A 23,723-nucleotide genomic window follows, 5' to 3' on the forward strand; every position below is an offset into this window, starting at 1 on the left:
TTTTTACTTATCTAAAGGTTTTACTTTTATAACTTTAATACCTTTTTGAATTAATGCGTCGTAATATTTATCATCTAAATTGTTGTCTGTAATAATCGTATCAACTGATTCTATATCACAAACGACATTTGGGCTACGTCGACCAAATTTGGTTGAGTCAACGAGTAAAATCAATTTTGCAGCAGCTTTACTCATCGCCACACTACCATGATAGCTTTCGTTGAATGTTGTCACACCACCAACTACATCAACACCATCAGCACCCATAAATAATTTATCAAAAGTATAAGATTCAAAGGCCGCAATTGCTGATGCATGATTACTATGGAAGGAAGCTGATTTTCTGCGAAAAGTGCCACCTGTTAAAATAATGGTTTGATCGTTATCATTAGCTACCAGTTCATTAACCATATGTAAACTATTGGTCATAATAGTTAAATTATTAAACTGGGCTAACATTGGAATCATCTGTGCGACAGTACTGCCTGCATCGAAAATAATTGAATCACCTTCATGGATCAATTTAGCGGCTTCTTGAGCAATCGCTTTTTTAGCAGCAGTATTAATGTAGGTTTTATGATCAATAGCTCTGTCACCGATTTCTCGATTTAGCATTGCTCCACCATAAGTCCTTAAAACTAATCCACTCTCATTAAGTTGAGTAAGATCTTTCCTTATAGTGGTTCCAGTAGTCCGAAAATGTGCGACTAATTCATCTACACTAACCTGTCCATGATTTTGTAAATATTCTAAAATTGCGGTTTGCCTTTGTTTAACTTTCATGCCAAGATTCCATTATTTTCACAGTAAATAAGATCATTTACTTTGCAAGATAGTATACTTCAATATAAAAGAAAATACTTTTCAAAATAAAAGTTAAATACTATTTATTGCTCGCGGTTAACGCAACTGATAATGCACTTCGCGAAGCAGGATCGTTTGGGTAAATCGTTTCAGGTATAATCTCTTTTGCATTAAGTCCATGTAATTGAGGAATAGTCTTAGGTAATGCAAATACTGTAATGCCCTTCATTTTTACTGAATCAATTACATTTTGGTTTTCATCTAATGAGATAGCAATTAAGACTCTTGGCTTAAACCATTTAGTTTGGCTACGACCAACCCCCAAATATCGCCCTTTTTTCATCGCTAAAAAGGCTTGATTAAATCGGCGAATTTGCAACCAACTAAATACGATTTGGACACACCAAGCCATAAGCGCAAAAATAATTAAAGTTGTCGTCATGTTCATGGCTATCTCCATTAATAATTTAGGCTAAATAAAAATGCGAAAGTGATAACAAACACTTTCGCACTTTATTTTAATTAGAACATTACTTGACCACCAGTAATATTAATTGATTGTCCAGTACAATATGAAGCCTTATCACTTGCATAAAATAATAAGACATTAAGCACATCTTGATAATCACAACCACGTTTAAGTGGCACTTTATCAATATAAACTTGCTCAACTTCGTTTTCTGGAATACCTAATTTTTTAGCGTATTGAGGAATTAATGATTGGAACATTGGTGATTTTAATAAATTACCCAACATTAATGAATTTACAGTAATACCATAATCTGCAAGATCAAGTGCTAATGATTGAGTTAAACCAACACCACCAAATTTAGCAGCACTATAACCAGAATTATGTTTACTACCAACTTTACCTGATTTTGAATTTATTTGAATAATTCGTCCAGCCGTTTTATGTTTGAGCATTAATTTAGCAAACTCGCGAGCACACAAAAAGTAACCAGTAAGATTAACATTTACTGATAATTGAAAATCGCTTAAAGCAAAGTTTGTAATAGGAGCTGCTTTAGCAACACCTGCACTATAAACCATTAAATCAGCTCGGTTAAATGTATTATCAACATCTTGTGCAAGTTTAATCACACTCTCTTCATTTGTTGCATCAACACCAAAGCCTTTTGCGGTACCGGCTCCATGTTTCTGATTGATAGCATCTGCTACTTTATTTGCATTTTCAATATTTAAATCAGCAACAGCTACATTATAACCAGCATCAGCAATCCCTTTACATAAAAACTCACCTAAAGTTTGTCCTCCACCTACAACAACTGCAACTTTTTTCATTCTTTGTTCCTTAATTAGTTAAAATTTTAATTTCATCACCCACAAAAAGTTGATTTGGAATGTCACCTTTTACATGGATAGTTCCCGGTAATTCTGCTTGGCTACTACCGTCAAACCTTAATGTGATATGCCCTAATTCACGAAAATTAGTGCTAGCAACATCGCCAACGGAGGTAATTTGAAAAGTATATTTGCCAATTTGAAATACTTGCCCTACTTGTAGATCTTGTTTTAAATCATCATGACTATGTACAAAACAGTAATCAGCTAAGTCTGATGGCGCGCCATTTTTAAATAGTATTAGCATGCCATCAGCCAATGCATCTGGGGCAAACTCACCAATTTGATTAATTTTTGATTGATAGATAACATTCGACATCGTTAACCTTCTTTAATTTTTAGTTGAAGCGAAATTTTCAAATTTCACTGTTTGCTAAAGAGGGATGATGTTCATCCCTAAATACTTAAATATGTCTATTGATAGATAAATAATGACACTGCCCAAGCGATTAATACGGTTGGTGCACCAGTTAAAAATCGACTTACTAGAACCGAAGGAACACCTACACGAACAGTATCTTGTTTTGCTTCTGCTAGTGATAAACCGACAGGGATAAAGTCACATGCAGCTTGAGCATTTATGGCAAACAATGCTGGTAGTGCTAAATGAGGTGGAATATTACCTAACCCAATTTGTACGCCAACTAATGTACCGATAACTTGCGCGATTACCGCGCCAGGACCTAAGAACGGTGAAAGTAATGGGAAAGAACAAATTAATGCTAATATCACTAAACCAAGTGGATTATCTGCTAAAGGGACTAATCCATGGGCAATGAAGTCACCTAATCCAGATGCAATAATGATCCCGATTAAGGCTGAAACAAATGCCATGAAAGGTAAAATCGTTTTGAGAACAGTATCAATAGTATCTCGGCCAGCTTGGAAAAAAACTGCTACACCAGACCCCATACCGATACCAATTTTGGCTAATAAGCCATCACTTTGTTCAGTGATTTTTTTACTACTGTCATAATCTTTAAATTCTGACGCTTTAGTATTTGCTTGAGCTGTTTCTCCTACAACATCACCTTCCTTTTCAATTAGTTTGATATTGTTTGGCTTAACAGCAGAAACATAAATGTCTTCGACAATATATTGTGCAAGTGGTCCTGATTTACCAGTTGCGTGGATGTTGATAGTTGGTATTCGATTTTTTGGATAAATACCACAACGGAGAGTACCACCACAGTCAATTACAGCAACGCCTATTTCGTCTTTTGGTGGTTCACCTTCTTTAAAACCATCAATTGCTTCCCAACCAGTTAGTTCAACTAAAGTATCGACTATTGCTGGTCTAGTACCAGCTGCAATGTAAACAATTTTTTTACCAGCAACGATTGGAAGCTCTAATGGACCACCCCAACCTGCTTCACCTTTTTCAATATGAATATATTTAGCCATTTTATTTTCCTTATATCGTGATAGATAATTGTTATAAATGAACTTTTCTATCTAGTTTAATTCCCATTTTTTTCTCAAAAATGGCTGTACAAAAGTCAGTAATCCAACCTCTAAAGAAGTTAGTAACTAAACCGACAAGGAAATAACTAACAGCTAATGGACCTAATGGTAAATTTAATGTAGTTAATCCAGCAGCAACCCCTAAATAAACAAAAAGTTCGCCAGGATTTACATGTGGAAATAAACCATTCATTGAGTGGCAGCTATAAGAGGATGCTGCATAATAGCTAGGTTTGTAAAACTCTGGCATAAAGCGGCCTAAGCTTAGTGTCATCGGATTACAAAATACAAATGTACCAATTAAAGGAAGTAATAAATAACGTGAAACAGGGTTACCCGCACAAGCTTGAGCTAAACGTTCAATGCGGTCTTGTCCAATAAATTTAATGACCGCATTCATAACTACTAACAATGAAATTAATAAAGGTAAAATCGAGGTGACCATCCCGACTAACACTTTACCGCCTTCTTGGAATAAACCGATAAACCACTCGGCTCCAAATGAAATTGTATCAATCATATTTTCTCCTATTGATTTAAATTGCAAAGAAATATTAACAATTATGAAATAAAAAAAACTTTAACTAGATCACAATTTGAAACATTTTCTTTTATTTTGAAAGAAATATTTTAAACAATAGAAAAAAATAGGGTAATTAATCATTCATAGATAGTTGATATAGCAGTAATAGTTAAAAATAGCTCATTTTGATTGGACTTTAATAAAGAGTTGGCGTAATTTGGTGTTAGTTAAATAATCATTTAATTCACCTATAGGAGAATATTACATGGCTAAAAGTACTACAAAAAAAAGCACAACGGCTTCGAAATCATCAACAGCTCCAAAAGTTTTAAAAAATGTAAGTTCTGCCAAAAGATTACAGCAATCTGCAATTTTATTTCCAACTGATTTAGGCCAAAAAGCTTCAAAAGATATTTCTGGCGCAATGAACTCTGTATTAGCAGATGTGTTTGCTCTATATTTAAAAACTAAAAACTTCCACTGGCATGTCAGCGGTCCACATTTCCGTGATTACCATTTAATGTTAGATGACCATGGTGAAGAACTATTTGCAATGACAGATCCAATTGCTGAACGTGTACGTAAATTAGGTGGAACGACTTTACGTTCAATTGGTCATATTTCTAAATTACAAAGTATTTCAGACAACAATGCTGATTTTGTTGAACCATCAGATATGCTTGCTGAACTTTGTCAAGATAACATCAAACTTACAGAACGTATGCGCGTAGCACATGATATCTGTGACAAATATAACGATACCGCAACAGCTAGTTTAATTGAAGAGTGGATTGATCAAACTGAAAGACGCGCATGGTTCCTATTTGAAACAGGTCGTAGAATGGACTCATCAGGACACTAAAGCTCTGTGAAGTTCTGTAATTATCATAAATAAGAGACATTCATGGTGTCTCTTATTTTCAATTTAAGAGGAACCAAAAATGAGTAAAAAAATTGCAGTACTTGTTGGTAGTTTACGTAAAGATTCCTATAACTTAAAAGTAGCCAAAGTTTTTCAACAAATTGCGCCATCATCACTTTCACTAAATATCATCCAAATCGGTGATTTACCTTTATACAACGAAGATATTGATACTGATACACCGCCACAATCCTATAATCGTTTTCGCCAAGAAATTGCCAATTGTGATGGTGTGATTTTTGTTACACCAGAATACAATCGCGGATTACCCGCTGTCATAAAAAATGCACTTGATGTTGGATCACGCCCTTATGGTAAAAGTGTTTGGTCTAAAAAGCCAGCCGCTGTGGTTTCAGTATCACAAGGCGCTATTGGTGGCTTTGGTGCTAATCATCATTTACGACAATCTTTAGTTTTTCTTGATATGCCTACCCTACAACAACCGGAAGCTTATATCGGTAATATTGGTACAGCTTTTGATAAAAGTGGCAATATTAACGAAAAAACCAAGTCTTTTCTTTCATCAATCATTGAAAGTTATGCTAAATGGGTTGAACAGCTAAGTTAATAATGATTTATTTTAATATCCACAACCAATATAATTGATTGTGGATATTATTAAATTTATTCGAAACAGATGCTAAACTTTTATCCTTCTAATGAACAAGAGTTATTGAATCGAGCAGAAATGGCCGCTGGCTATAGCTTTGCTGAGATAGCTCAATATGTCAATATTCCTATCCCTGCTAATCTTAATAAACAAAAAGGATGGGTAGGCAATCTGATTGAAACTTATCTTGGTGCGAATGCCGGCAGTAAAGCAGAACAAGACTTTTCTAATTTAGGCATTGAACTAAAAACAATTCCAGTCAATAAAGAAGGTAAACCATTAGAAACTACTTTTGTTAGTGTTATTCCTTTAATGGCTAATCACGGTGTGATTTGGGAAACCAGCCATGTTAAATACAAGCTTAGCAAAGTACTTTGGATCCCTATTGAAGGGGAAAGAAGTATACCTCTTGCAGAAAGAAAAGTTGGAAAACCAATACTTTGGACACCAACTTTAGAACAAGAGCAACAACTTAAGCAAGATTGGCAAGAATTAATGGATATGATAGCTCTTGGTCAAGTTGAAAAAATCACCGCGCGTTATGGCACCTATTTACAGATCAGACCTAAAGCTGCCAATGGAAAAGCTTTAACTGAAGCCATTGGTGAAAATGGCGAGATTATTTTAACTCGCCCAAGAGGGTTCTATCTTAAAAAGTCATTTACTTCACAAATCCTACAGAATTCCATTGATCATTTAAGTTAAGAAGAAATGATCATTTAATTTCGATCACCCTTATTTTTTTAGCCTTACAAAATACTCCTTTTTTCGTTAAGAAAAAAACCATTTCTTTTATTTTGCAAGAAAATCAAATCTACGTCACATTTTTGCACATTAGTGATTTACTTTGAGCATTTGTGCATATAAATTCATTTAAACATTTGTGAAGCAACAAGAGAATTTGTGAAAGAGGTGTGAGATGAACTTTATATTAGCGGGTCATGGAAACATTGCCGTGGAAATGAAAAATAGCATTGAAATGATAGCTGGTGAGTATCCAAATGTACGGGCTATCACTTTTCAGTTAGGTGATGGTATTGAGACATTAAAAGACAAATATCTAAAAATTATTAATCAATCAACTGAGCAACCATTCATCATTATTACTGATATTTTTTCAGGTAGCCCTTATAACGCAGCGGCAATGTTGGCAATGCAATCAGAAAACATCGAAGTCATCAGTGGTTTATCTTTACCACTTTGTTTAGCGTTATTACATCTTGATTACTCTTCAATTAGCCTTGAAGAAACTTTTGAACAACTTAATGACATGAAATCCGATTTCATCAAATCTTTCAAAAAAATAGCTAAAAATATCGCTGAAGAAGAGGAACTTTAAATGATTATAAATTTAGTACGCATTGATGACCGTTTAATACATGGTCAAGTCACAACAGTTTGGACCAAAGAAGCAAAAGCAGAAAGAATCATTGTTGTTAGTGATGAAGTTGCTAATGACGAAATCCGAGCCACGTTAGTTAAACAAGCTGCACCTCCTGGAATTAAAGTTTCTGTTGTGAGTATTGAAAAAGCGGCAGCGGTTTATAAAAACCCAAAATATGAAAACGATACCGTGTTTTATCTTTTTACCAATCCAACCGATATTCTGCGATTAATCGAACAAGGTGTACCAATTAAGAGTATCAATATTGGTGGTATGTCTTTCAAAGCAGGTAAAAAGCAGATTACTAAAGCGGTGTCAGTGGATGAAAACGATGTATCGGCATTTAGAAAGATGCATGAGATGGGAGTTGATCTTTGCTTAAAAGTGGTAATTACCGATCCTAACGTCGATTTTATCAAGCTACTTGAACAAGAATTCCCTATTAATTAATAGGAATAAACAAGGAGGCAAAAAATGGAAATTTCATTATTTCAAATTGTATTAATATTCATCTTCTCTTGTATAGCAGGTATGGGAAGTGTGCTTGATGAGTTTCAAACTCATCGCCCATTAATTGCCTGTACCGTCATAGGCTTAATATTAGGTGATATAAAAACAGGTATCATTTTAGGTGGTACGCTTGAATTGATTGCATTAGGCTGGATGAATATTGGTGCGGCACAATCACCTGATTCAGCACTGGCTAGTGTTATATCCGCGATATTAGTTGTAGTAGGTAAACAAGATATTCAAACTGGAATCGCAATCGCCCTCCCCGTTGCAGCAGCGGGTCAAGTTCTAACGGTATTTGCAAGAACAATCACGGTTGTCTTCCAACATGAAGCTGATAATGCCGCAGAAAAAGTTCAATTCAAAAAAATAGAACTTTTACATTATAGCGCGCTTTTTGTACAAGCTTTACGAGTAGCAATACCAGCAACATTGGTCGCCATTTATGTTGATGCCAATACCGTTAACACCTTATTAAGCATGTTGCCAGATATTGTTACTGGTGGTCTTGCTGTTGCGGGTGGATTTATTGTGGTAGTTGGTTATGCAATGGTATTAAACATGATGATGGTTAAATATTTAGCACCTTTCTTCTATTTAGGCTTTGTTCTTGGAGGTTACTTAAACTTCAGTTTACTCTCATTCGGTATTTTAGGCGTTATTTTTGCCACCATTTATGTCCAATTAAATTCAAAGTTTAACACGACTAAAAATAGCGAAAAAAGTATTGTGGCAAATTCAATCATTGCTGATGACGAGTTAGACGATTAATAAATAAGGATTCTATTATGAAAGAAATGTTAAATACCATTCAAAAGAAAGATATTGTTAGTACATTTATTCGATCTAATTTTCAACAAGCATCTTTCAACTATGAACGAATTCATGCCTTAGCTTTTTGTGTGGATATGATTCCTACAATCAAACGAGTATACAAAACCAAAGAGGAGCAACGTGAAGCATTAAAAAGACATCTAACGTTTTTCAATACGACTCCAGCAATGTGTGGACCCGTTATAGGCGTTACCATGGCAATGGAAGAAGCTCGAGCAAATGGTGCTGATATCTCTGATGGCACAATTAACAGTTTAAAAGTTGGTTTAATGGGACCGTTAGCGGGAGTGGGTGATCCATTAGTTTGGGGAACCTTACGTCCAATAACTGCAGCGCTTGGGGCATCACTAGCACTAACCGGAAATATAGCTGGGCCATTACTGTTTTTTGTCTTATTTAACTTAATTCGACTTGCCATGAAATGGTATGGATTAACGTATGGATTATCTAAAGGAATCGGAATTGTTAAAGATCTTTCAGGTAATATTCTTCCAAAATTAACAGAAGGCGCAACAATTTTAGGCCTATTTATCATGGGTGTCTTAGTCACAAAATGGACCTCCATAAATGTCCCACTTATTGTATCCCAAACGACCGGCATGAATGGAGAAGAGGTCATTATGACAGTACAAGGCATTCTCAATGACCTTGTACCAGGATTATTGCCATTAGCGTTAACACTTTTGATGATGAAATTGTTAAGGAAAAAAGTCAGTCCAATAATTTTAATCTTTGCATTATTTGCGGTAGGTATTATTGGCTATGGTTTAGGTATTCTTGCTTAAGGTTAAAGCGTTAAAGAAATAAAAAATTGATCGTTGAAAATGAATAAAAAGGTTTAAAGCAATTACCGAGAACTTTATTAATAGTAATTTGATTTTTTAAAATAAAAACGCTTTAAACCTTTTCCTAAATAAATTTAACCAAATTAGAGAATTAGAGGAATATATGAAAACTCAAGCAGTTAGACTGTATGGAAAAAATGATTTGCGATTGGAGTCATTTCAACTTCCTGAAATTACTGATGATGAAATTCTAGTTACAGTCATTGTAGATAGTATGTGTATGTCTTCATTAAAATTAGTCAATCAAGGTGAAAATCATAAAAAAACGCCACCCGACTTAAAAAATAACCCCATTATTATTGGACACGAATGCTGCGGTGAAATTATACAAGTGGGTAAAAAATGGCAACATAAATTCAAACCAGGACAAAAATATGTCGTTCAGGCCAATTTACAACTTTCTGATAGCCCATATTGCGTAGGTTATTCTTATCCTTATACTGGTGGTTGTGCAACTTACATGATAATTAACCATGATGTACTAAAACAAGACTGTTTGATTCCTTATGATGGACAAACTTATTTCGAAGGTGCATTAATTGAACCATTGTCGTGTATCATTGGGGCATTCAATGCTAATTTTCATTTAAAGCCAAATAGTTATGAACATATTATGGGCATAAAGCCTAATGGTAATCTGATTATTTTAGGTGGTACGGGCCCTATGGGTATGCTAGCAATAGATTATGCATTAGGGGGACCCATCGCACCTAAAAAGGTTGTCGTAACTGGGCGTAGCAAAGAGAAAATAGAACATCTAAAAACCCTTTATCAATCTCGTAATGGTATTGAATTAGAATTTGTAGATATTTCTAATGTCGATGATCAAGCGAAATTATTAAAAGATAAATCCACCACAGGAAGTTTTGATGATGTTTTTGTTTTCTTACCTTCTCAAGAGTTAATTCAACTCGCCTCTCAACTATTAGCGATTGACGGTTGCCTTAACTTTTTTGCTGGACCCCAAGATAAAAACTTTTTGGCTGAAATTAATTTCTACGATGTTCATTATAACTTTACCCATATCGTTGGCACTTCAGGCGGTAATACTAATGATATGCGAGAAGCGGTGAAACTAATCGAATCAGGTTCGGTAGATGTGGCAAAAATCGTAACTCACATTATGGGTATAGACCAAGCAAGTAAAGTCACTCAAATACAGGATCAGATTAAAGGTGGAAAAAAATTAGTTTATACCCACAAAAAGTTTGATCTTAAATGCATAGAATCATTAGATAAAAATGCGGATGATATCACTTTACAAAAAATACTCTCTAAAAATAATGGTATTTGGTCAAAAGAAGCTGAAGATTATGTTTTAAATTATTTTCCTGATATTGATTCTTGATTTATACTTTATTCAAATCAAGATGACATTTATTTGTGACATCTTGATTTGAATAAAAATATGGAGTTTTTTAATAACTAAAGATAATAAGATAACGCTACTATGATTAATCAAAATTTTAGCAACGACGAGTTTGAACAGCATAAGATGTTAATTAAGATTGCTCAATTGTATTATGAAGAGAATAAAACACAGTCCGAAATAGCAAAAATAGTTAACATACATCGCTCAAGCATTAGTCGAATGTTAAAAACAATACGCGAGCTAGGCATTGTTTCAATTTCGATTAATTATAATCTGTTACCTGATATAGCGTTAGAAGAAAAAATTTGTAATAAATATCATTTAAAACAAGTCATTGTTGTACCCGTCAACACTGATATAGACAATGAAAGTAAAAATCAGATTGTTTGTAATGTGGCAGCAAGTGTCCTACTCAAAAATATTACCGATAATGATGTGATTGGTGTGTCCTGGGGACGCTCGATCAATTATATTGTGAATAGTTTAAAAAATGATAATGCTACATTTGAAAATGTTACCATCGTACCAATGATTGGTGGCCCTTCTGGCAAGATCGAAACAAAATACCACGTAAATAATATAGCTTGTAAACTTTCCGATAAACTTAAAAGTAAAGCAATATTAATTGATTACCCCGCTATCGTTGATACCGCTAATTTAAAAACTGAAATTGAAAAAACTCAACACATGAAAGAACTCAATGATTGGTGGAATAAGATCACAGTTGCTTTATTTAGTATTGGTTGTCCAGCTATATCCAAAAGCTCAATTTGGTATGGTTTTTATGGTGAACTTTTTCAAAAAATTACTAACAGAAAAATTGTCGGCGACATTTTATCGCGATTTTATGACAAAAATGGTAAAGAATTACAAACGCCATTCCATGATCAAATTATTGGCGTGACGTTAGAAAATTTAAAAAAAATCCCTCTAAAAATATGTGCAAGTGGCGACGCTGAAAAACTTAACAGTTTAATCGCTGCATTAAATGCAAATTATATTGATGTATTAGTCATTAGTGATGAAATGGCAAATCAATTAGTTAATTGATCTCATAAAAAAGCTGACACTTGCGTAAATTAAAACGTCATTTCAATTTTTATAAATTGTTTTTTAAATTTGTGACTCTATTAACAGATTCTTAGACTATTAACCTAGATAATCATTTTTATACTTCATCTTTTTTATTCTTCATTAAGGAAAAAACATGTATCGTTTAATTATAAAAAATGGATTATCTATTAGTTTACTCACGCTTACCGCTAGTTTCGCTGTTATAGCTTCACCACCATTTGTTCCAGTTACTTTGGACAAACTTAATATTCCTAATAAACAATGTAATGTTAGAGATTATGGCGCTGAAGCAACAGGTATTTGGTATGATACAAAAGCATTTCAAACCGCTATTAATGATTGTGCGCAAAATGGCGGTGGTAAAGTTATTGTTCCTGCGGGTTATTACCTATCTGAACCTCTATTTTTAAAAAGTAATATTGAATTTCATTTAGAAAAAGGGGCGGTAGTACAAGCTTCAGCAGAGGAAAGTGCATATCATCCTTCAGAAGAACAAAAAAAATGGTCATCATCAGATGAATCATTACCACTAACAAAACAATGGATTGGGTTTATTAATATTGCAGAAGAAAAAAATATTGCTATCACCGGTGAAGGAATTATTGATGGGCAAGGTTCAACGCTTTTAGAAAAATACCGCGCCGAGACTCGTCAAGCCGGAAAAAAGGGACCAACAAATCGCCCACGTCTACTTTTATTTAAAAACGCTAACAATATTTTAGTTGAAGGCGTCACAATACAAAATTCGCCAAGTTTTCATATTGTTTTTAAAAATGTGGAAGATATTACAATTAATAAAACAACAATATCCGCTCCAGCTTGGTGGCAAAACACGGATGCCATTGATCCAATGGATAGTAGAAGAGTCAGTATTACAAAAAACACAATAAGTGTGGGTGATGACCATGTTGCCATTAAATCAACTGTAAACAACCTTAGCCATGATTTTTATATTGCAGATAATAACTTTATGCTCGGTCGTGGATTATCTATTGGTTCAGAAACATATGGCGGTGTGAGCAATTTACTGGCAGAAAATAATACCTTTACCGATGCGATGTATGGTATTCGAATCAAATCGCCAAGAGGCAAAGGTGGTGAAGTTAAAGATATTGAGTATAACAATACAACAATGGTCAATGTAAAAACGCCAATTGTTTTGTCAGCTTATTATAAAGGCGGCCCAACAACAAAAGATGCAAAAATTAAAGCGTTACAAGAAGGTGAATTTGCTGGTGGATTTATGTTAGGCGATCAGATTTATCCTGCGGATACTGAACAACCAAAAGAGCATAAACAAACCCCATACTTCAATAACATTAGCTTCAATAATCTTACTGTAAAAGGTAAAAGTAATTACGCTGGTTTTATTATTGGAACACCAGAAAAGCCATTCAATAATATTAGATTTTCAAACATCAATATTGAAGCGGAAAATGGTTTTAAAATTCGTAACGCATCAGTTGAGTTTAGTCACACTAAAATTAATGTAGAAAAAGGAGCAGATATTATTAAAGAAAAAGGAAGTCATATTACTCATAAATAGTAATTTAGTGGCTCAGATTTGAGCTAATAAAAAATTCACAAACTAGAGCGTTACCAATTGAAACTGTCAAACCGACAAACAAAACAGGTAACGCTTATATTTCTGACTCAAAATTAACGCAATAAATAGTCTTATTAAATTTACTTGAAGAACTACAGAATATTTCATTGATCTTCGCTAAAAAATGCATTATCTATCATTAATTTCCGTGAAATCAAAATCGACTAAGCGCAAGCAAGACATCACACTTTTGTTCATTATGCTGTTTTTTAATTTTTCTTTTTACCACAACGTGATCTCTCATTAATTGTTTTGACTTTAAAAGCTCGCCTCTAAAATGATTTTTATGCGTTCAATGTAAATTAAGTAATTCAATATAGAACTTAAAACTTAATGAAATGGTATAGACTCCTCAATTATTTTTACAAATAAACGTCAATCAACCCAGAAAATCATCAACTAAAAAGTTCAATTAATGCTTCATAATCAAGATCAATAATTTGCTACCAATTGATTATTTGCATATTTCATTTGTTAATTTGTGATCCAAAACACAATTTGAAACGTTGTTTTAATTATAATGATCTTTAGTTTTGTTATTAAATTTGGAGCAAAAACATGGATCTTTTTTTAAATATATTTGGTCAGCCTGCTATCATTATTGCATTAGTTGCGTTCATAGGATTGGTACTACAGAGAGCAAAACTTTCTAAAATTATTACTGGCACACTACTTTCATTCATTGGTTTTGTGTTAATTAAAACGGGTGGAAAAATCTTAGGTGGCGTGTTAATTATGTTCAGTAACATGTTTACTCATGCATTTGGAATGCATGGGGTCGTACCAAGTAATGAAGCCATTACCGCATTGACGATGGAATCACTTGGTACTAGTGCCGCCTTTATCCTCTTTTTTGCGATGATAATTAATCTACTATTAGCAAGATTTACCCGCTTTAAATCGATTTATTTATCATTGCATTTAGTGCTATTCATGGCATTTTCATTTACCGCAGTTTTACAAGGTATGGGCTATAATGGCTATATCATTGTTGCAACTGGCGCAATGATTATTGGCCTTTATATGGCGATATTTCCAACTTTACTCTCTAAATTTAGCCGTACAATAATAGGGAACAATGATTATTGTATTGCCCATGCTGGTACAGTTTCATACTTATTAGGTTCCTATTTAGGTAAATGGCTAGGAAATAAAAAAAATGATATCGAAAAGATTAAAATAAATGATCGTTTTAGCTTTTTAAGGCAATCAGATGTTGCGACTTTTATTACCATGTTTGTTTTACTATGCTTATCCGGTGCTTTTTCATCCGCTGAGTATTTGAAAGAGATACTTAAAAACAATACGTTTATTATTTTTGCGTTGGAACAATCAGCTATTTTTGCCGGAGGCCTCTATATTGCCAAAAAAGGGGTCGCTATTTTTACTGAAGAAATCATCCCAGCTTTTAAAGGATTTGCCCAAGTTGTCGCACCTGGTTGTGTGCCGGCGGTCGATCCAATGGTGTTATTTGATAAAGCACCAAATTGTGTATTAGTTGGTTTTATTGTGAGTTTCTTTACTGAAATAGCTTGTGTGGTCGTTTTCCCTTTTATTGGTTTACCTATTATCATTCCCGGAATTATGGCAAGCTTCATCACTGGTGGAACAGCAGCAATATTTGGTAACTCAACAGGTGGAGCAAGAGGAGCGGTTATTGCCTCTTTCGTTAATGGTTTACTTTTATGTGTGTTGCCAGCCCTCGCATTACCTCTCTTTAAATTTTTAGGTGTTGAAGGTGTAACCTTTGCTGATCCTGATTTCACATCCTTATCGTTAATCACTGAATTTATTGTTAAGCTATTTAGTTAATCAAAAAGTCCGTTGCTATAACGGACTTTTTCTCGATAAATTTAAATTAAATCAAACATTAATATTTTTGAATTTCTTTGATAATTATAGAGTTGTTTCTTTTTAATCGGCAGATCATCCACTTCAGCTGGATTAAAACCTTTTTCACGAAACCAATGAATGCTTCGAGTGGTAAGCACAAAGATTTTTTCTAATCCTAAATTATTAGCACTTTCTGAAATTTTTTCTAATAATAAATCACCGCGTGATGAGTTTCTATATTGTGGATGAATCGCCAAACAAGCCATTTCACCCATTTTTTCTTCTGGATAAGGGTAAAGCGCAGCACAGCCAATTGTCATATTATCACGTTCAATAATAGTGAATTTATCAATTTCCATCTCTAATTGTTCTCGTGAACGTTTAACTAAGATACCCTGCTCTTCAAGTGGTCGAATCAGCTCCAATATTCCACCTATATCATTGATTGTTGCCAAGCGAACTTGCTCTGAATGTTCCATAGCAACTTGTGTACCAATACCATCACGAGAAAACAGTTCTTGCAAAATAGAGCCATCTACTAAATAGCTAACTAAATGGCTACGACGGACGCCATTACGACATGCTTTGGATGCCGCACGCAAAAAACGAGCCTCACTAGATAGGTGTTTACCACATTCTTCTTTGCGATTAACATAATTATCAGCATCCACTGGGAACAGATCAGTTATTACATGATTTTGTTCATCAAGTACACCTTGTTCTGCACAAAAACTGATTAGTTTATCGGCTTTAAGTCGAATAGCTACTTCGGCTGCAACATCTTCTGACGATAAATTAAAACTTTCACCTGTAACTGACACACCTACAGGACCTAATAGTACAATCGAACCACGATTTAATTGCTCATCTATTGCTTCGTTATTAATTCGACGTATTTTACCTGTATGGCAATAATCTACACCATCATCAACACCTAATGGTTGTGCTATAACAAAATTACCACTAACCACATTAATATGTGCGCCTTGCAAAGGTGTATTATTTAAGCTCATTGATAAGCTGGCGGTAATATTAAGTTGTAATAACCCTGTTACCTGTTTAACTACATCTAGAGTTGGGCCATCAGTGATCCGAGTATTTTTATGGTATTTAGGTTTAATATTATGATTTTTCAGTGATTCATCTATTTGGTTACGCGCACCATTAACAATGACCAGTTTAATACCCAAGCTATGTAATAAACCAATGTCACTAATGATACTTGCATAATTATTACTTTTTAAAACTGCACCAGTTAATAAAATAACGAATGTTTTGCCTTGATGTGCATTAATATAAGGTACTGAATGCCTTAAACCATCAACGAGTTCAGTTGTTCTTTCTTTCATCGCACCACCATCCAAAATGAATATTTATTCATATTTTTTGTATTTTTATTTATTTTTTATCCAATGGCAAGTCTTTTTTGAAAAATTCAAGAACGTAAAATAGATAAAACTATTTTATAAAAATAGCTTAGCGAATAGTTAATGGAAGGAAATGAAAGAAGTAGAGTTAATGATTTTTCAGTTTCTCAATTATTTGATTTAGAATTAAATTTTCATCTTGATCAACATCTACAATATGATGAGCAGCATCATGATATAAAGGTAAACGTTCAGCAAGAACTTTCTCCATTTCGTCAGAAATTGATAAACCCGTTAATGATGGTCGTTGAGCAATATTAGGATCTTTCATCAAACGAGCTGCTAATATTTCAGCAGGCGCAGATAGAAATATGACGACACCATTTTGCTTCATAAACTGTCGATTTTTCTCAGCTAATACCATACCGCCACCAGTTGCAATAACGCGATTTGGCTTAGCGGTATCAATAAGGACTTGGCTTTCTCTAGCACGAAAACCTTCCCAACCTTCTTTTTCTACAATCTCAGCAACCGTTTTTTGAGTGGTTTCAAGTAAATGACAATCTGTATCGATAAAAGAAAATGATAACTCTTTGGCTAACATTTTACCCATTGTTGTTTTGCCAGCAGCTCTTGCGCCAACTAAAAAAATTATTTTTTTCATTTTGGGCCCTTCTTGATATACAGATCTTAAAATAAGTTATTTATGTATGCTAGTGATTCATTTTTATTTTTGCAATATTTTTTTACAATTTGATTTTATTATCCATATGATTTAATGAATAATAATATCCAAAAAAGTGTAAATAATTTAATGCAATTTACCTAGCATTCTTTAAACATAATCTAGCGTTGAGCATAACAATCAACACAACTTTTCTAAACCTCTAAAATAAAGTTCAGTAGCAATCGATTGATGCAATCGCCATTGAATCACATCTAATTCAGGATTCACTTTTTTAAACTCTTGGTATGTCATGAAATATCGAATGGTATTACTTCCAACACGATCATTAATACTATTGATAATCAGTTTTATTTTTTCACTACGAAGATTTTTTAATTCTTTCATTGTAGTTGCGACATTTTCAGGAACCGGTAAAACTCCGTTTTCCCAATCATGCCAAGTTTTTACGTCCGTTTTACCGATATACTCACTTGCCTCTGATACTTTTAGCATCAGAAAACGGCGAAATGCTTGTAACTCTAAATTAGTCATAAATACTCCCTTTTAATCACATTTTAAATTTATTAATCACTTTAACAATCTTAGTCGATTTAATAAATTTTTAAGATGAAGATTAAATATTCAGTCACCATCCCAATTGAATGAGATGGTTAATTTTTAGCTTTTATTTACCTGATAAAGCATCAATCACAGCTTGTTTTGCCCTATCTGAAAGCTCTTTTCCTGTCCAAATTTTAAATTGAGCATTTGCTTGACCAATAAACATCTCACGTCCAGAAATCGATTCCCATCCTGCTTTTTCAGCTTCTTGTCTAAACTTCGTGTTATATGGTGTGTACACAATATCGTAAGCTATGCCTTTACCTTTAAACCATGCTTGTTCATAAGGCGTTTGATCTTCAAATTTACCTTGCATACCTAATGGAGTAGAGTTGACAATAATTTGTGCTTCAACTTTATCTCTATCCGACCACGCTACCGTTTTAAGATTAAATTCTTTAGCTAATGCTTCGGGTAAATCAGTGACAATATCGGTAACTGTTATATCACTATATCCAAGATCTTGTAATCCAACAACCGCCGCACGTGCTGCACCGCCTGCCCCAAGTATTAACACTTTTTTATATTCAGCTGGTAATTTTTTTTGCGCTAGTGGTTGCATAAAACCAATAATATCGGTGTTATCGCCACAAAGCTTATCACCATCCCAATAAACTAAATTAGCTGCACCCGCTTTTTTAACATGCTCAGTGACTTCATCTAAATAAGGAATAATAGTTTGTTTGTGAGGGATCGTAACGCACAAACCACGGATATTTAGTAATCGTACTGATTTAAAAAGTGTCGCAATTTCCTCTGGTGGTGTAGGAAAAGGTACAAGTACGGCAGGAATACCATAATCTTGGAAAGATGTAGTATGAATAAGTGGGCTCATACTATGCCCCAAAGGATAACCGATAATGCCATAGATGCTATATGGCGTAAACTGACTCATACTATCTCCTTGAAAGTAAATAAATTCAGACTAATAGATGAAATTTAAAATCCATAGTATTAAAACACAGTTATTATAAGATTAAATCGTTTTATATTGAACAAAAACAATCTAAATTATGAGATAATTATTTCGTCATAATAATGCATTTAGAATTATTAATCTTTTTCAATTAAAAACTTATTTTTAAGCTTAGATAAGATAATGCTTGAGAATTTACCTGTAAAAGCGTATACTTCGCTACCTCATTATTATGGGTGTAGTGTGAGAGGTTAGACTGCTTCTCAAATAGAACTGCAGCAAACTAAAAGCCTGACGAGGTTAATTCCATTAACATATTACGCCCAAGGCTTAAGCATAGAAATTTCGGAGAATTATTGACATGTCACGAGTATGCCAAGTAACAGGAAAAGGTCCTTTAGTGGGAAATAATCGTTCTCATGCGATGAATGCTACTAAACGTCGTTTTCTACCAAATCTTCAAACTCACCGTTTTTGGGTTGAGAGTGAAAAACGTTTTGTAAAATTACGTATATCTGCTAAAGGTATGCGAACTATCGATAAAAAGGGTATTGATGCAGTTTTAGCTGAACTTCGTGCCCGTGGTGAAAAGTACTAATAAGGAAACCATATCATGGCTAAAGGTGTACGTGAGAAAATTAGATTAGTTTCTTCTGCTGGTACCGGTCATTTTTATACCACTAGCAAAAATAAAAGAACAATGCCTGAAAAAATGGAGATCAAAAAATACGATCCTGTTGTTCGTCAGCACGTTGTTTATAAAGAAGCTAAAATTAAATAATTTTACTTTTAAATAAAAAACCCAGCTTAGCTGGGTTTTTTTATATCTATGATTGTGATAATTAGATTAAATTAATAAAAAAGCTCCATCAACTGAAGCCTTATAAATTAAATGATGTCTTATTTTAAATATTCTTGCTCATATGCTCTTGCTTTTTTATCATCAAAAGCATGTTCCCAGCGGGCTATAACGATAGCAGCCAATGCATTACCCACAACATTAACTACTGTTCTACCCATATCTAAAATACGCTCAACACCCATAATATAACCAATACCCTCGATTGGGATACCAACACTACCAAGTGTAGCTGATAACACTAAAATTGAAGCACCTGGTACACCAGCTATCCCTTTTGATGCTATCATCAATGTTATAACAATGATAATTTGATCCAGAATGCTTAAATCCATATCAAATAATTGCGCGAGAAAAATAACAGTTATACTTTGATATAGTGTTGAACCATCAAGATTAAATGAATATCCAGTAGGGATAACAAAACTCGTAATTGCTTTCGGTGCACCATAAGCTTCCATTTTTTCAATGATCTTAGGCAAAGCTGTTTCGGAGCTTGCAGTTGAAAACGCAATGACGAGTTCTTCTTTCAATATTTTTAATAAGGTAAAAATATTAAATCGGCACAATTTACAAACTAAACCTAATATGACCAAGGTAAATATAATCATTGCTGAATAAACGGTTAAAATCAATTTCAGTAATGGCAATAATGAAGCGAATCCATATTTGGCAACAGTTACCGTGATTAATGCAAATACCCCAATAGGTGCGTAACGCATAATCATATTAGTGACTTTAAACATTGTATCTGATACCACTTTTAACAAGAATAAAAATGGATCACGCTGTTTATCCGGTAGCGACATTAAGCCTAAGCCAAAAAAGACACAGAAGAAGATAACAGGTAAAACTGCACCATCAGACATTGCTTTAAAGATATTAGCTGGAATCATGTCTAAAATCATAACAATTAAACCGTGAGGTTTACCGCTAAGTTCTTCAGCTGCTTTAGTATATTTACTAATATCTGCTGAGGCTAACGTTGAAGAATCAATTCCCGCGCCAGGTGCAAAGAAATTTCCCCAAAAAAGACCTAACAAAATAGCAATAGTAGTAATAATTTCAAAATAAAGAATAGTTTTAAAACCAAGCATTCCTAAACGTTTTGAACCACCAATGCCTGCTATACCTAACGTTAACGTACTAAGAATAATTGGTAATACAATCATCTTGATTAAGCGGATAAAGATATCACCTGCTGGTTGGAAAATATTAACAATTGCAAATTGATAATATGAATGTAATTCATGATTAGGATCAGCTAATTCATATAGAAAAGCACCAGCCACTACACCTAAGACCAAGGCAATTAAAATTTGCCAAGCAAGATTAGTTACAACTTTTTTTATAGAGAAAGACATGTAATTCTATTCCTTGTCGTGGTTTTCGAAAACAAAAAAGGATTAGTCTGTGTGGCTAATCCTTTTCTATAATTAAAAATTATTCTTCGGATTCTTGAGCGGAATCATCACTATCATAAGCCTCTTGGGACAATTCCGATTCATCATCATCTTCCGTTTCAGCAATTCGTTGTAATCCGACCACTTTTTCGTTTTCGGCTGTTCGAATTAAGGTTACCCCTTGAGTGTTTCGGCCCACTATGCTTACTTCAGATACACGAGTACGTACTAAGGTACCAGCATCAGTAATAAGCATGATTTGGTCAGTTTCTTCAACTTGTACTGCACCAACTACTGCACCGTTTCGTTCACTCACTTTAATAGAGATAACCCCTTTTGTAGCGCGTGATTTAGTTGGATATAATTCTTGTTCAGTACGTTTTCCATAACCATTTTGAGTTGCAGTTAAGATTGCACCATTTCCTCGAGGAACAATTAGTGATACAACTTTATCATCACCTTCTAATTTAATACCTCGAACACCTGTCGCTGTTCGGCCCATGCAACGAACTTTATTCGCTGGGAATCGAACCACTTTACCATTAGCAGAGAATAACATAATGTCTTCGGTGTTAGAGATTTCAGAGACTTCATCATCACTATCTGTCTCTTCAACAACCACATCATCGTTTAGTTCTTCATCATCAACGATATCAGATGTTTCATTACTTGTTAAATCAACACCAATAAGTTCATCATCATCACGTAAGTTAATAGCAATTATGCCACCGCTTCGAGGACGACTAAATTCAATTAGAGAGGTTTTCTTAACCGTACCTTGTGCTGTTGCCATGAATACACAATGTTCATCATCAAATTCACGAACAGGTAGAATTGCTGTAATGCGTTCATCAGCTTCTAGCGGTAATAAATTAATAATTGGACGACCTCGAGAACCTCGGCTGGCTTCTGGTAATTGATACACTTTCATCCAATATAAACGGCCACGGCTAGAGAAACAAAGTATAGTATCGTGAGTATTAGCAACTAATAACTTCTCAACAAAATCTTCTTCTTTAATTTTTGTTGCCGATTTACCTTTACCACCTCGACGTTGCGCTTCATAATCAGATAGCGGTTGATATTTCACATAACCTTGATGAGAAAGTGTAACTACAACATCTTCCTGAGCAATTAAGTCTTCAATATTGATATCAGCGCTGCTTGCAGTAATTTCTGTTCTTCTTGCATCTTGGAATTGATCGCGAACCGCTTCAAGCTCTTCACGAATAACTTCCATTAATCTTTCAGGGCTTGCAAGAATATGGAGTAAACCACTAATTTGAATTAGTAACTCTTTATATTCATCAAGAATTTTTTCGTGTTCAAGTCCGGTTAATCGATGTAAACGAAGATCTAAGATAGCTTGAGCTTGAGCTTCTGAAAGATAATAATGGCCATCTCGAATACCAAACTCTGGCGCTAAATCTTCCGGTCGAGCAGCATCATTACCAGCTTTTTCAAGCATTGCAGCAACATTACCTAGTTGCCAAGCTTGCGATAATAGTTTAGCTTTAGCTTCCGAAGGCGTAGCCGCGGCACGGATTAATTCAATTACAGGATCTATATTAGCTAATGCAATAGCTAAACCTTCCAATACATGCGCACGTTCACGAGCTTTACGAAGTTCATAAATAGTTCGACGCGTTACCACTTCACGGCGGTGAAGAACAAACGCTTCGATCATTTCTCTTAAATTTAATAGTTTTGGTTGGCCTTTATGTAAAGCCACCATATTAATACCAAAAGAAACTTGTAGTTGAGTTAATGAAAAAAGATTATTTAGAACAACTTCACCAACGGCATCGCGTTTAATCTCAATAACAATACGCATACCATCTTTGTCTGATTCATCACGCAGTGCTGAAATGCCTTCAATTTTTTTATCTTTGACTAACTCTGCAATCTTCTCGATTAATTTTTTCTTATTAACTTGATAAGGAATTTCATTAACAATAATCGTTTCACGACCAGTGTGATCATCAACTTCAACCGTTGCTTTAGAACGAATATAAATGATACCACGACCAGTTCGATAGGCATTTTCAATACCTTTACGCCCATTAATTAATGCTGCGGTAGGAAAATCTGGACCTTTAATATACTCCATTAAACCATCGACAGAGATATTTTCATCTTCAATGAATGCCAAGCAGCCATTAATCACTTCAGCTAAATTATGAGGAGGAATATTAGTTGCCATACCAACTGCAATACCCGATGAACCGTTAATGAGTAAATTAGGAATTCGAGTTGGAAGGACATCAGGGATCATTTCTGATCCATCATAGTTTGGCGAGAAGTCTACGGTTTCTTTATCAAGGTCTGTCAACAATGCACCTGCAAATTTTTGCATACGAATTTCGGTATAACGCATTGCAGCAGCAGAGTCACCGTCAACAGAACCAAAGTTACCTTGACCATCAACAAGCATATAACGTAATGAGAATGGTTGTGCCATACGAACGATAGTCTCATAAACAGCAAAATCACCATGTGGATGATATTTACCGATTACATCCCCGACAACACGAGCAGATTTTCGGTAAGGTTTATTCCAGTCGTATCCAGCTTCATGCATAGCAAATAAAACTCGTCTGTGGACGGGTTTTAGTCCGTCACGTACATCAGGCAAAGCACGCCCGACGATAACAGACATTGCATAATCAAGATAAGAGGATTTTAATTCGTCTTCAATATTGACGGGAGTTATTTCTTTGGCTAGTTCGGTCATAACACCATGTTCT

Annotated in this window: 25 protein-coding genes; 13 read left to right on the forward strand and 12 right to left on the reverse strand. The window is 34.4% G+C overall.

What is annotated here, in order from left to right; genetic code table 11:
- Positions 1 to 3 precede the first annotated feature (3 nt).
- From srlR to srlA, 6 genes are all read right to left on the reverse strand, one after another.
- A complete protein-coding gene (gene srlR, locus J3U00_RS10410; protein WP_065562000.1) occupies positions 4 to 783 on the reverse strand; it encodes a glucitol operon DNA-binding transcriptional repressor SrlR in 780 nt (259 codons plus the stop codon).
- A 100-nt stretch (positions 784 to 883) separates the two neighbouring features.
- Positions 884 to 1,252, reverse strand: coding sequence for a transcriptional regulator GutM (locus tag J3U00_RS10415; RefSeq protein ID WP_267332353.1), 369 nt, complete (start codon positions 1,250 to 1,252; stop codon positions 884 to 886).
- Between the two features lie 74 nt (positions 1,253 to 1,326).
- The gene (gene srlD / locus J3U00_RS10420; protein ID WP_065561998.1) at positions 1,327 to 2,106 is read right to left on the reverse strand and encodes a sorbitol-6-phosphate dehydrogenase; all 780 of its coding nucleotides are present in this window, start codon (positions 2,104 to 2,106) and stop codon (positions 1,327 to 1,329) included.
- Between the two features lie 10 nt (positions 2,107 to 2,116).
- Entirely contained in the window at positions 2,117 to 2,485 is a 369-nt protein-coding gene (locus tag J3U00_RS10425; protein ID WP_267330941.1) for a PTS glucitol/sorbitol transporter subunit IIA, read from the reverse strand.
- Positions 2,486 to 2,580: 95 nt separating this feature from the next.
- Positions 2,581 to 3,570, reverse strand: a complete 990-nt coding sequence (locus J3U00_RS10430; RefSeq protein ID WP_065561996.1) for a PTS glucitol/sorbitol transporter subunit IIB — start codon at positions 3,568 to 3,570, stop codon at positions 2,581 to 2,583.
- A gap of 31 nt (positions 3,571 to 3,601) precedes the next feature.
- Positions 3,602 to 4,150 (reverse strand): glucitol/sorbitol-specific PTS transporter subunit IIC, encoded by a 549-nt coding sequence (gene srlA / locus J3U00_RS10435; protein WP_065561995.1) that lies wholly within the window; start codon positions 4,148 to 4,150, stop codon positions 3,602 to 3,604.
- A 268-nt stretch (positions 4,151 to 4,418) separates the two neighbouring features.
- Here srlA and J3U00_RS10440 point away from each other — a divergent pair, with 268 nt between their 5' ends.
- From J3U00_RS10440 to J3U00_RS10490, 11 genes are all read left to right on the forward strand, one after another.
- Positions 4,419 to 5,015 carry a Dps family protein gene (locus J3U00_RS10440; protein WP_081299444.1) on the forward strand — a complete coding sequence of 199 codons (597 nt, stop codon included), beginning with the start codon at positions 4,419 to 4,421 and terminating at the stop codon, positions 5,013 to 5,015.
- Positions 5,016 to 5,094: 79 nt separating this feature from the next.
- Positions 5,095 to 5,643 (forward strand): NADPH-dependent FMN reductase, encoded by a 549-nt coding sequence (locus J3U00_RS10445; protein ID WP_267332354.1) that lies wholly within the window; start codon positions 5,095 to 5,097, stop codon positions 5,641 to 5,643.
- Between the two features lie 69 nt (positions 5,644 to 5,712).
- Positions 5,713 to 6,390 (forward strand): DNA mismatch repair endonuclease MutH, encoded by a 678-nt coding sequence (mutH, locus tag J3U00_RS10450; RefSeq protein WP_176701504.1) that lies wholly within the window; start codon positions 5,713 to 5,715, stop codon positions 6,388 to 6,390.
- Between the two features lie 214 nt (positions 6,391 to 6,604).
- The gene (locus tag J3U00_RS10455) at positions 6,605 to 7,024 is read left to right on the forward strand and encodes a PTS sugar transporter subunit IIA (protein WP_065561992.1); all 420 of its coding nucleotides are present in this window, start codon (positions 6,605 to 6,607) and stop codon (positions 7,022 to 7,024) included.
- Positions 7,025 to 7,519 (forward strand): PTS system mannose/fructose/N-acetylgalactosamine-transporter subunit IIB, encoded by a 495-nt coding sequence (locus J3U00_RS10460; RefSeq protein ID WP_065561991.1) that lies wholly within the window; start codon positions 7,025 to 7,027, stop codon positions 7,517 to 7,519.
- A 24-nt stretch (positions 7,520 to 7,543) separates the two neighbouring features.
- Positions 7,544 to 8,350: a PTS mannose/fructose/sorbose transporter subunit IIC gene (locus J3U00_RS10465; RefSeq protein ID WP_065561990.1), complete on the forward strand. Its 807-nt coding sequence runs from the start codon at positions 7,544 to 7,546 to the stop codon at positions 8,348 to 8,350.
- Between the two features lie 17 nt (positions 8,351 to 8,367).
- Positions 8,368 to 9,198, forward strand: coding sequence for a mannose/fructose/sorbose PTS transporter subunit IID (locus J3U00_RS10470; RefSeq protein ID WP_255561360.1), 831 nt, complete (start codon positions 8,368 to 8,370; stop codon positions 9,196 to 9,198).
- Positions 9,199 to 9,361: 163 nt separating this feature from the next.
- On the forward strand, positions 9,362 to 10,606 hold the full coding sequence (locus J3U00_RS10475; protein ID WP_267332355.1) for a zinc-binding dehydrogenase: 1,245 nt from the start codon (positions 9,362 to 9,364) through the stop codon (positions 10,604 to 10,606).
- A 102-nt stretch (positions 10,607 to 10,708) separates the two neighbouring features.
- On the forward strand, positions 10,709 to 11,680 hold the full coding sequence (locus J3U00_RS10480) for a sugar-binding transcriptional regulator (RefSeq protein WP_065561987.1): 972 nt from the start codon (positions 10,709 to 10,711) through the stop codon (positions 11,678 to 11,680).
- 157 nt (positions 11,681 to 11,837) lie between these two features.
- Entirely contained in the window at positions 11,838 to 13,250 is a 1,413-nt protein-coding gene (locus tag J3U00_RS10485) for a glycoside hydrolase family 28 protein (RefSeq protein ID WP_267332356.1), read from the forward strand.
- A gap of 618 nt (positions 13,251 to 13,868) precedes the next feature.
- Positions 13,869 to 15,122, forward strand: coding sequence for a PTS ascorbate transporter subunit IIC (locus J3U00_RS10490; RefSeq protein ID WP_267332357.1), 1,254 nt, complete (start codon positions 13,869 to 13,871; stop codon positions 15,120 to 15,122).
- Between the two features lie 41 nt (positions 15,123 to 15,163).
- Here J3U00_RS10490 and argA read toward each other — a convergent pair whose 3' ends face one another.
- The 4 genes from argA to aroE all read right to left on the reverse strand — a co-directional run bounded on the left by argA (position 15,164) and on the right by aroE (position 18,693).
- Positions 15,164 to 16,492, reverse strand: a complete 1,329-nt coding sequence (gene argA, locus J3U00_RS10495) for an amino-acid N-acetyltransferase (protein ID WP_065735021.1) — start codon at positions 16,490 to 16,492, stop codon at positions 15,164 to 15,166.
- Between the two features lie 166 nt (positions 16,493 to 16,658).
- Positions 16,659 to 17,174: a shikimate kinase AroL gene (gene aroL, locus J3U00_RS10500; RefSeq protein ID WP_267332358.1), complete on the reverse strand. Its 516-nt coding sequence runs from the start codon at positions 17,172 to 17,174 to the stop codon at positions 16,659 to 16,661.
- A gap of 201 nt (positions 17,175 to 17,375) precedes the next feature.
- Positions 17,376 to 17,729, reverse strand: a complete 354-nt coding sequence (locus tag J3U00_RS10505) for a DUF1870 family protein (protein WP_065561983.1) — start codon at positions 17,727 to 17,729, stop codon at positions 17,376 to 17,378.
- 133 nt (positions 17,730 to 17,862) lie between these two features.
- Positions 17,863 to 18,693: a shikimate dehydrogenase gene (aroE, locus tag J3U00_RS10510; RefSeq protein ID WP_267332359.1), complete on the reverse strand. Its 831-nt coding sequence runs from the start codon at positions 18,691 to 18,693 to the stop codon at positions 17,863 to 17,865.
- Positions 18,694 to 19,075: 382 nt separating this feature from the next.
- Here aroE and rpmB point away from each other — a divergent pair, with 382 nt between their 5' ends.
- Together rpmB and rpmG are read left to right on the forward strand one after the other, a co-directional pair.
- Positions 19,076 to 19,312: a 50S ribosomal protein L28 gene (gene rpmB, locus J3U00_RS10515; RefSeq protein ID WP_025314527.1), complete on the forward strand. Its 237-nt coding sequence runs from the start codon at positions 19,076 to 19,078 to the stop codon at positions 19,310 to 19,312.
- Between the two features lie 15 nt (positions 19,313 to 19,327).
- Positions 19,328 to 19,495 (forward strand): 50S ribosomal protein L33, encoded by a 168-nt coding sequence (gene rpmG / locus J3U00_RS10520; RefSeq protein ID WP_034884348.1) that lies wholly within the window; start codon positions 19,328 to 19,330, stop codon positions 19,493 to 19,495.
- 119 nt (positions 19,496 to 19,614) lie between these two features.
- Here the strand turns inward: rpmG and gltP are convergent, their stop codons facing one another.
- Positions 19,615 to 20,925 (reverse strand): glutamate/aspartate:proton symporter GltP, encoded by a 1,311-nt coding sequence (gene gltP / locus J3U00_RS10525; RefSeq protein ID WP_416380195.1) that lies wholly within the window; start codon positions 20,923 to 20,925, stop codon positions 19,615 to 19,617.
- 91 nt (positions 20,926 to 21,016) lie between these two features.
- Positions 21,017 to 23,710 (reverse strand): DNA topoisomerase (ATP-hydrolyzing) subunit A, encoded by a 2,694-nt coding sequence (gyrA, locus tag J3U00_RS10530; RefSeq protein ID WP_267332361.1) that lies wholly within the window; start codon positions 23,708 to 23,710, stop codon positions 21,017 to 21,019.
- Positions 23,711 to 23,723: the final 13 nt, after the last annotated feature.

Source organism: Gilliamella sp. B3127, assembly GCF_026536935.1.
Lineage (GTDB): Bacteria > Pseudomonadota > Gammaproteobacteria > Enterobacterales > Orbaceae > Gilliamella > Gilliamella apicola_E.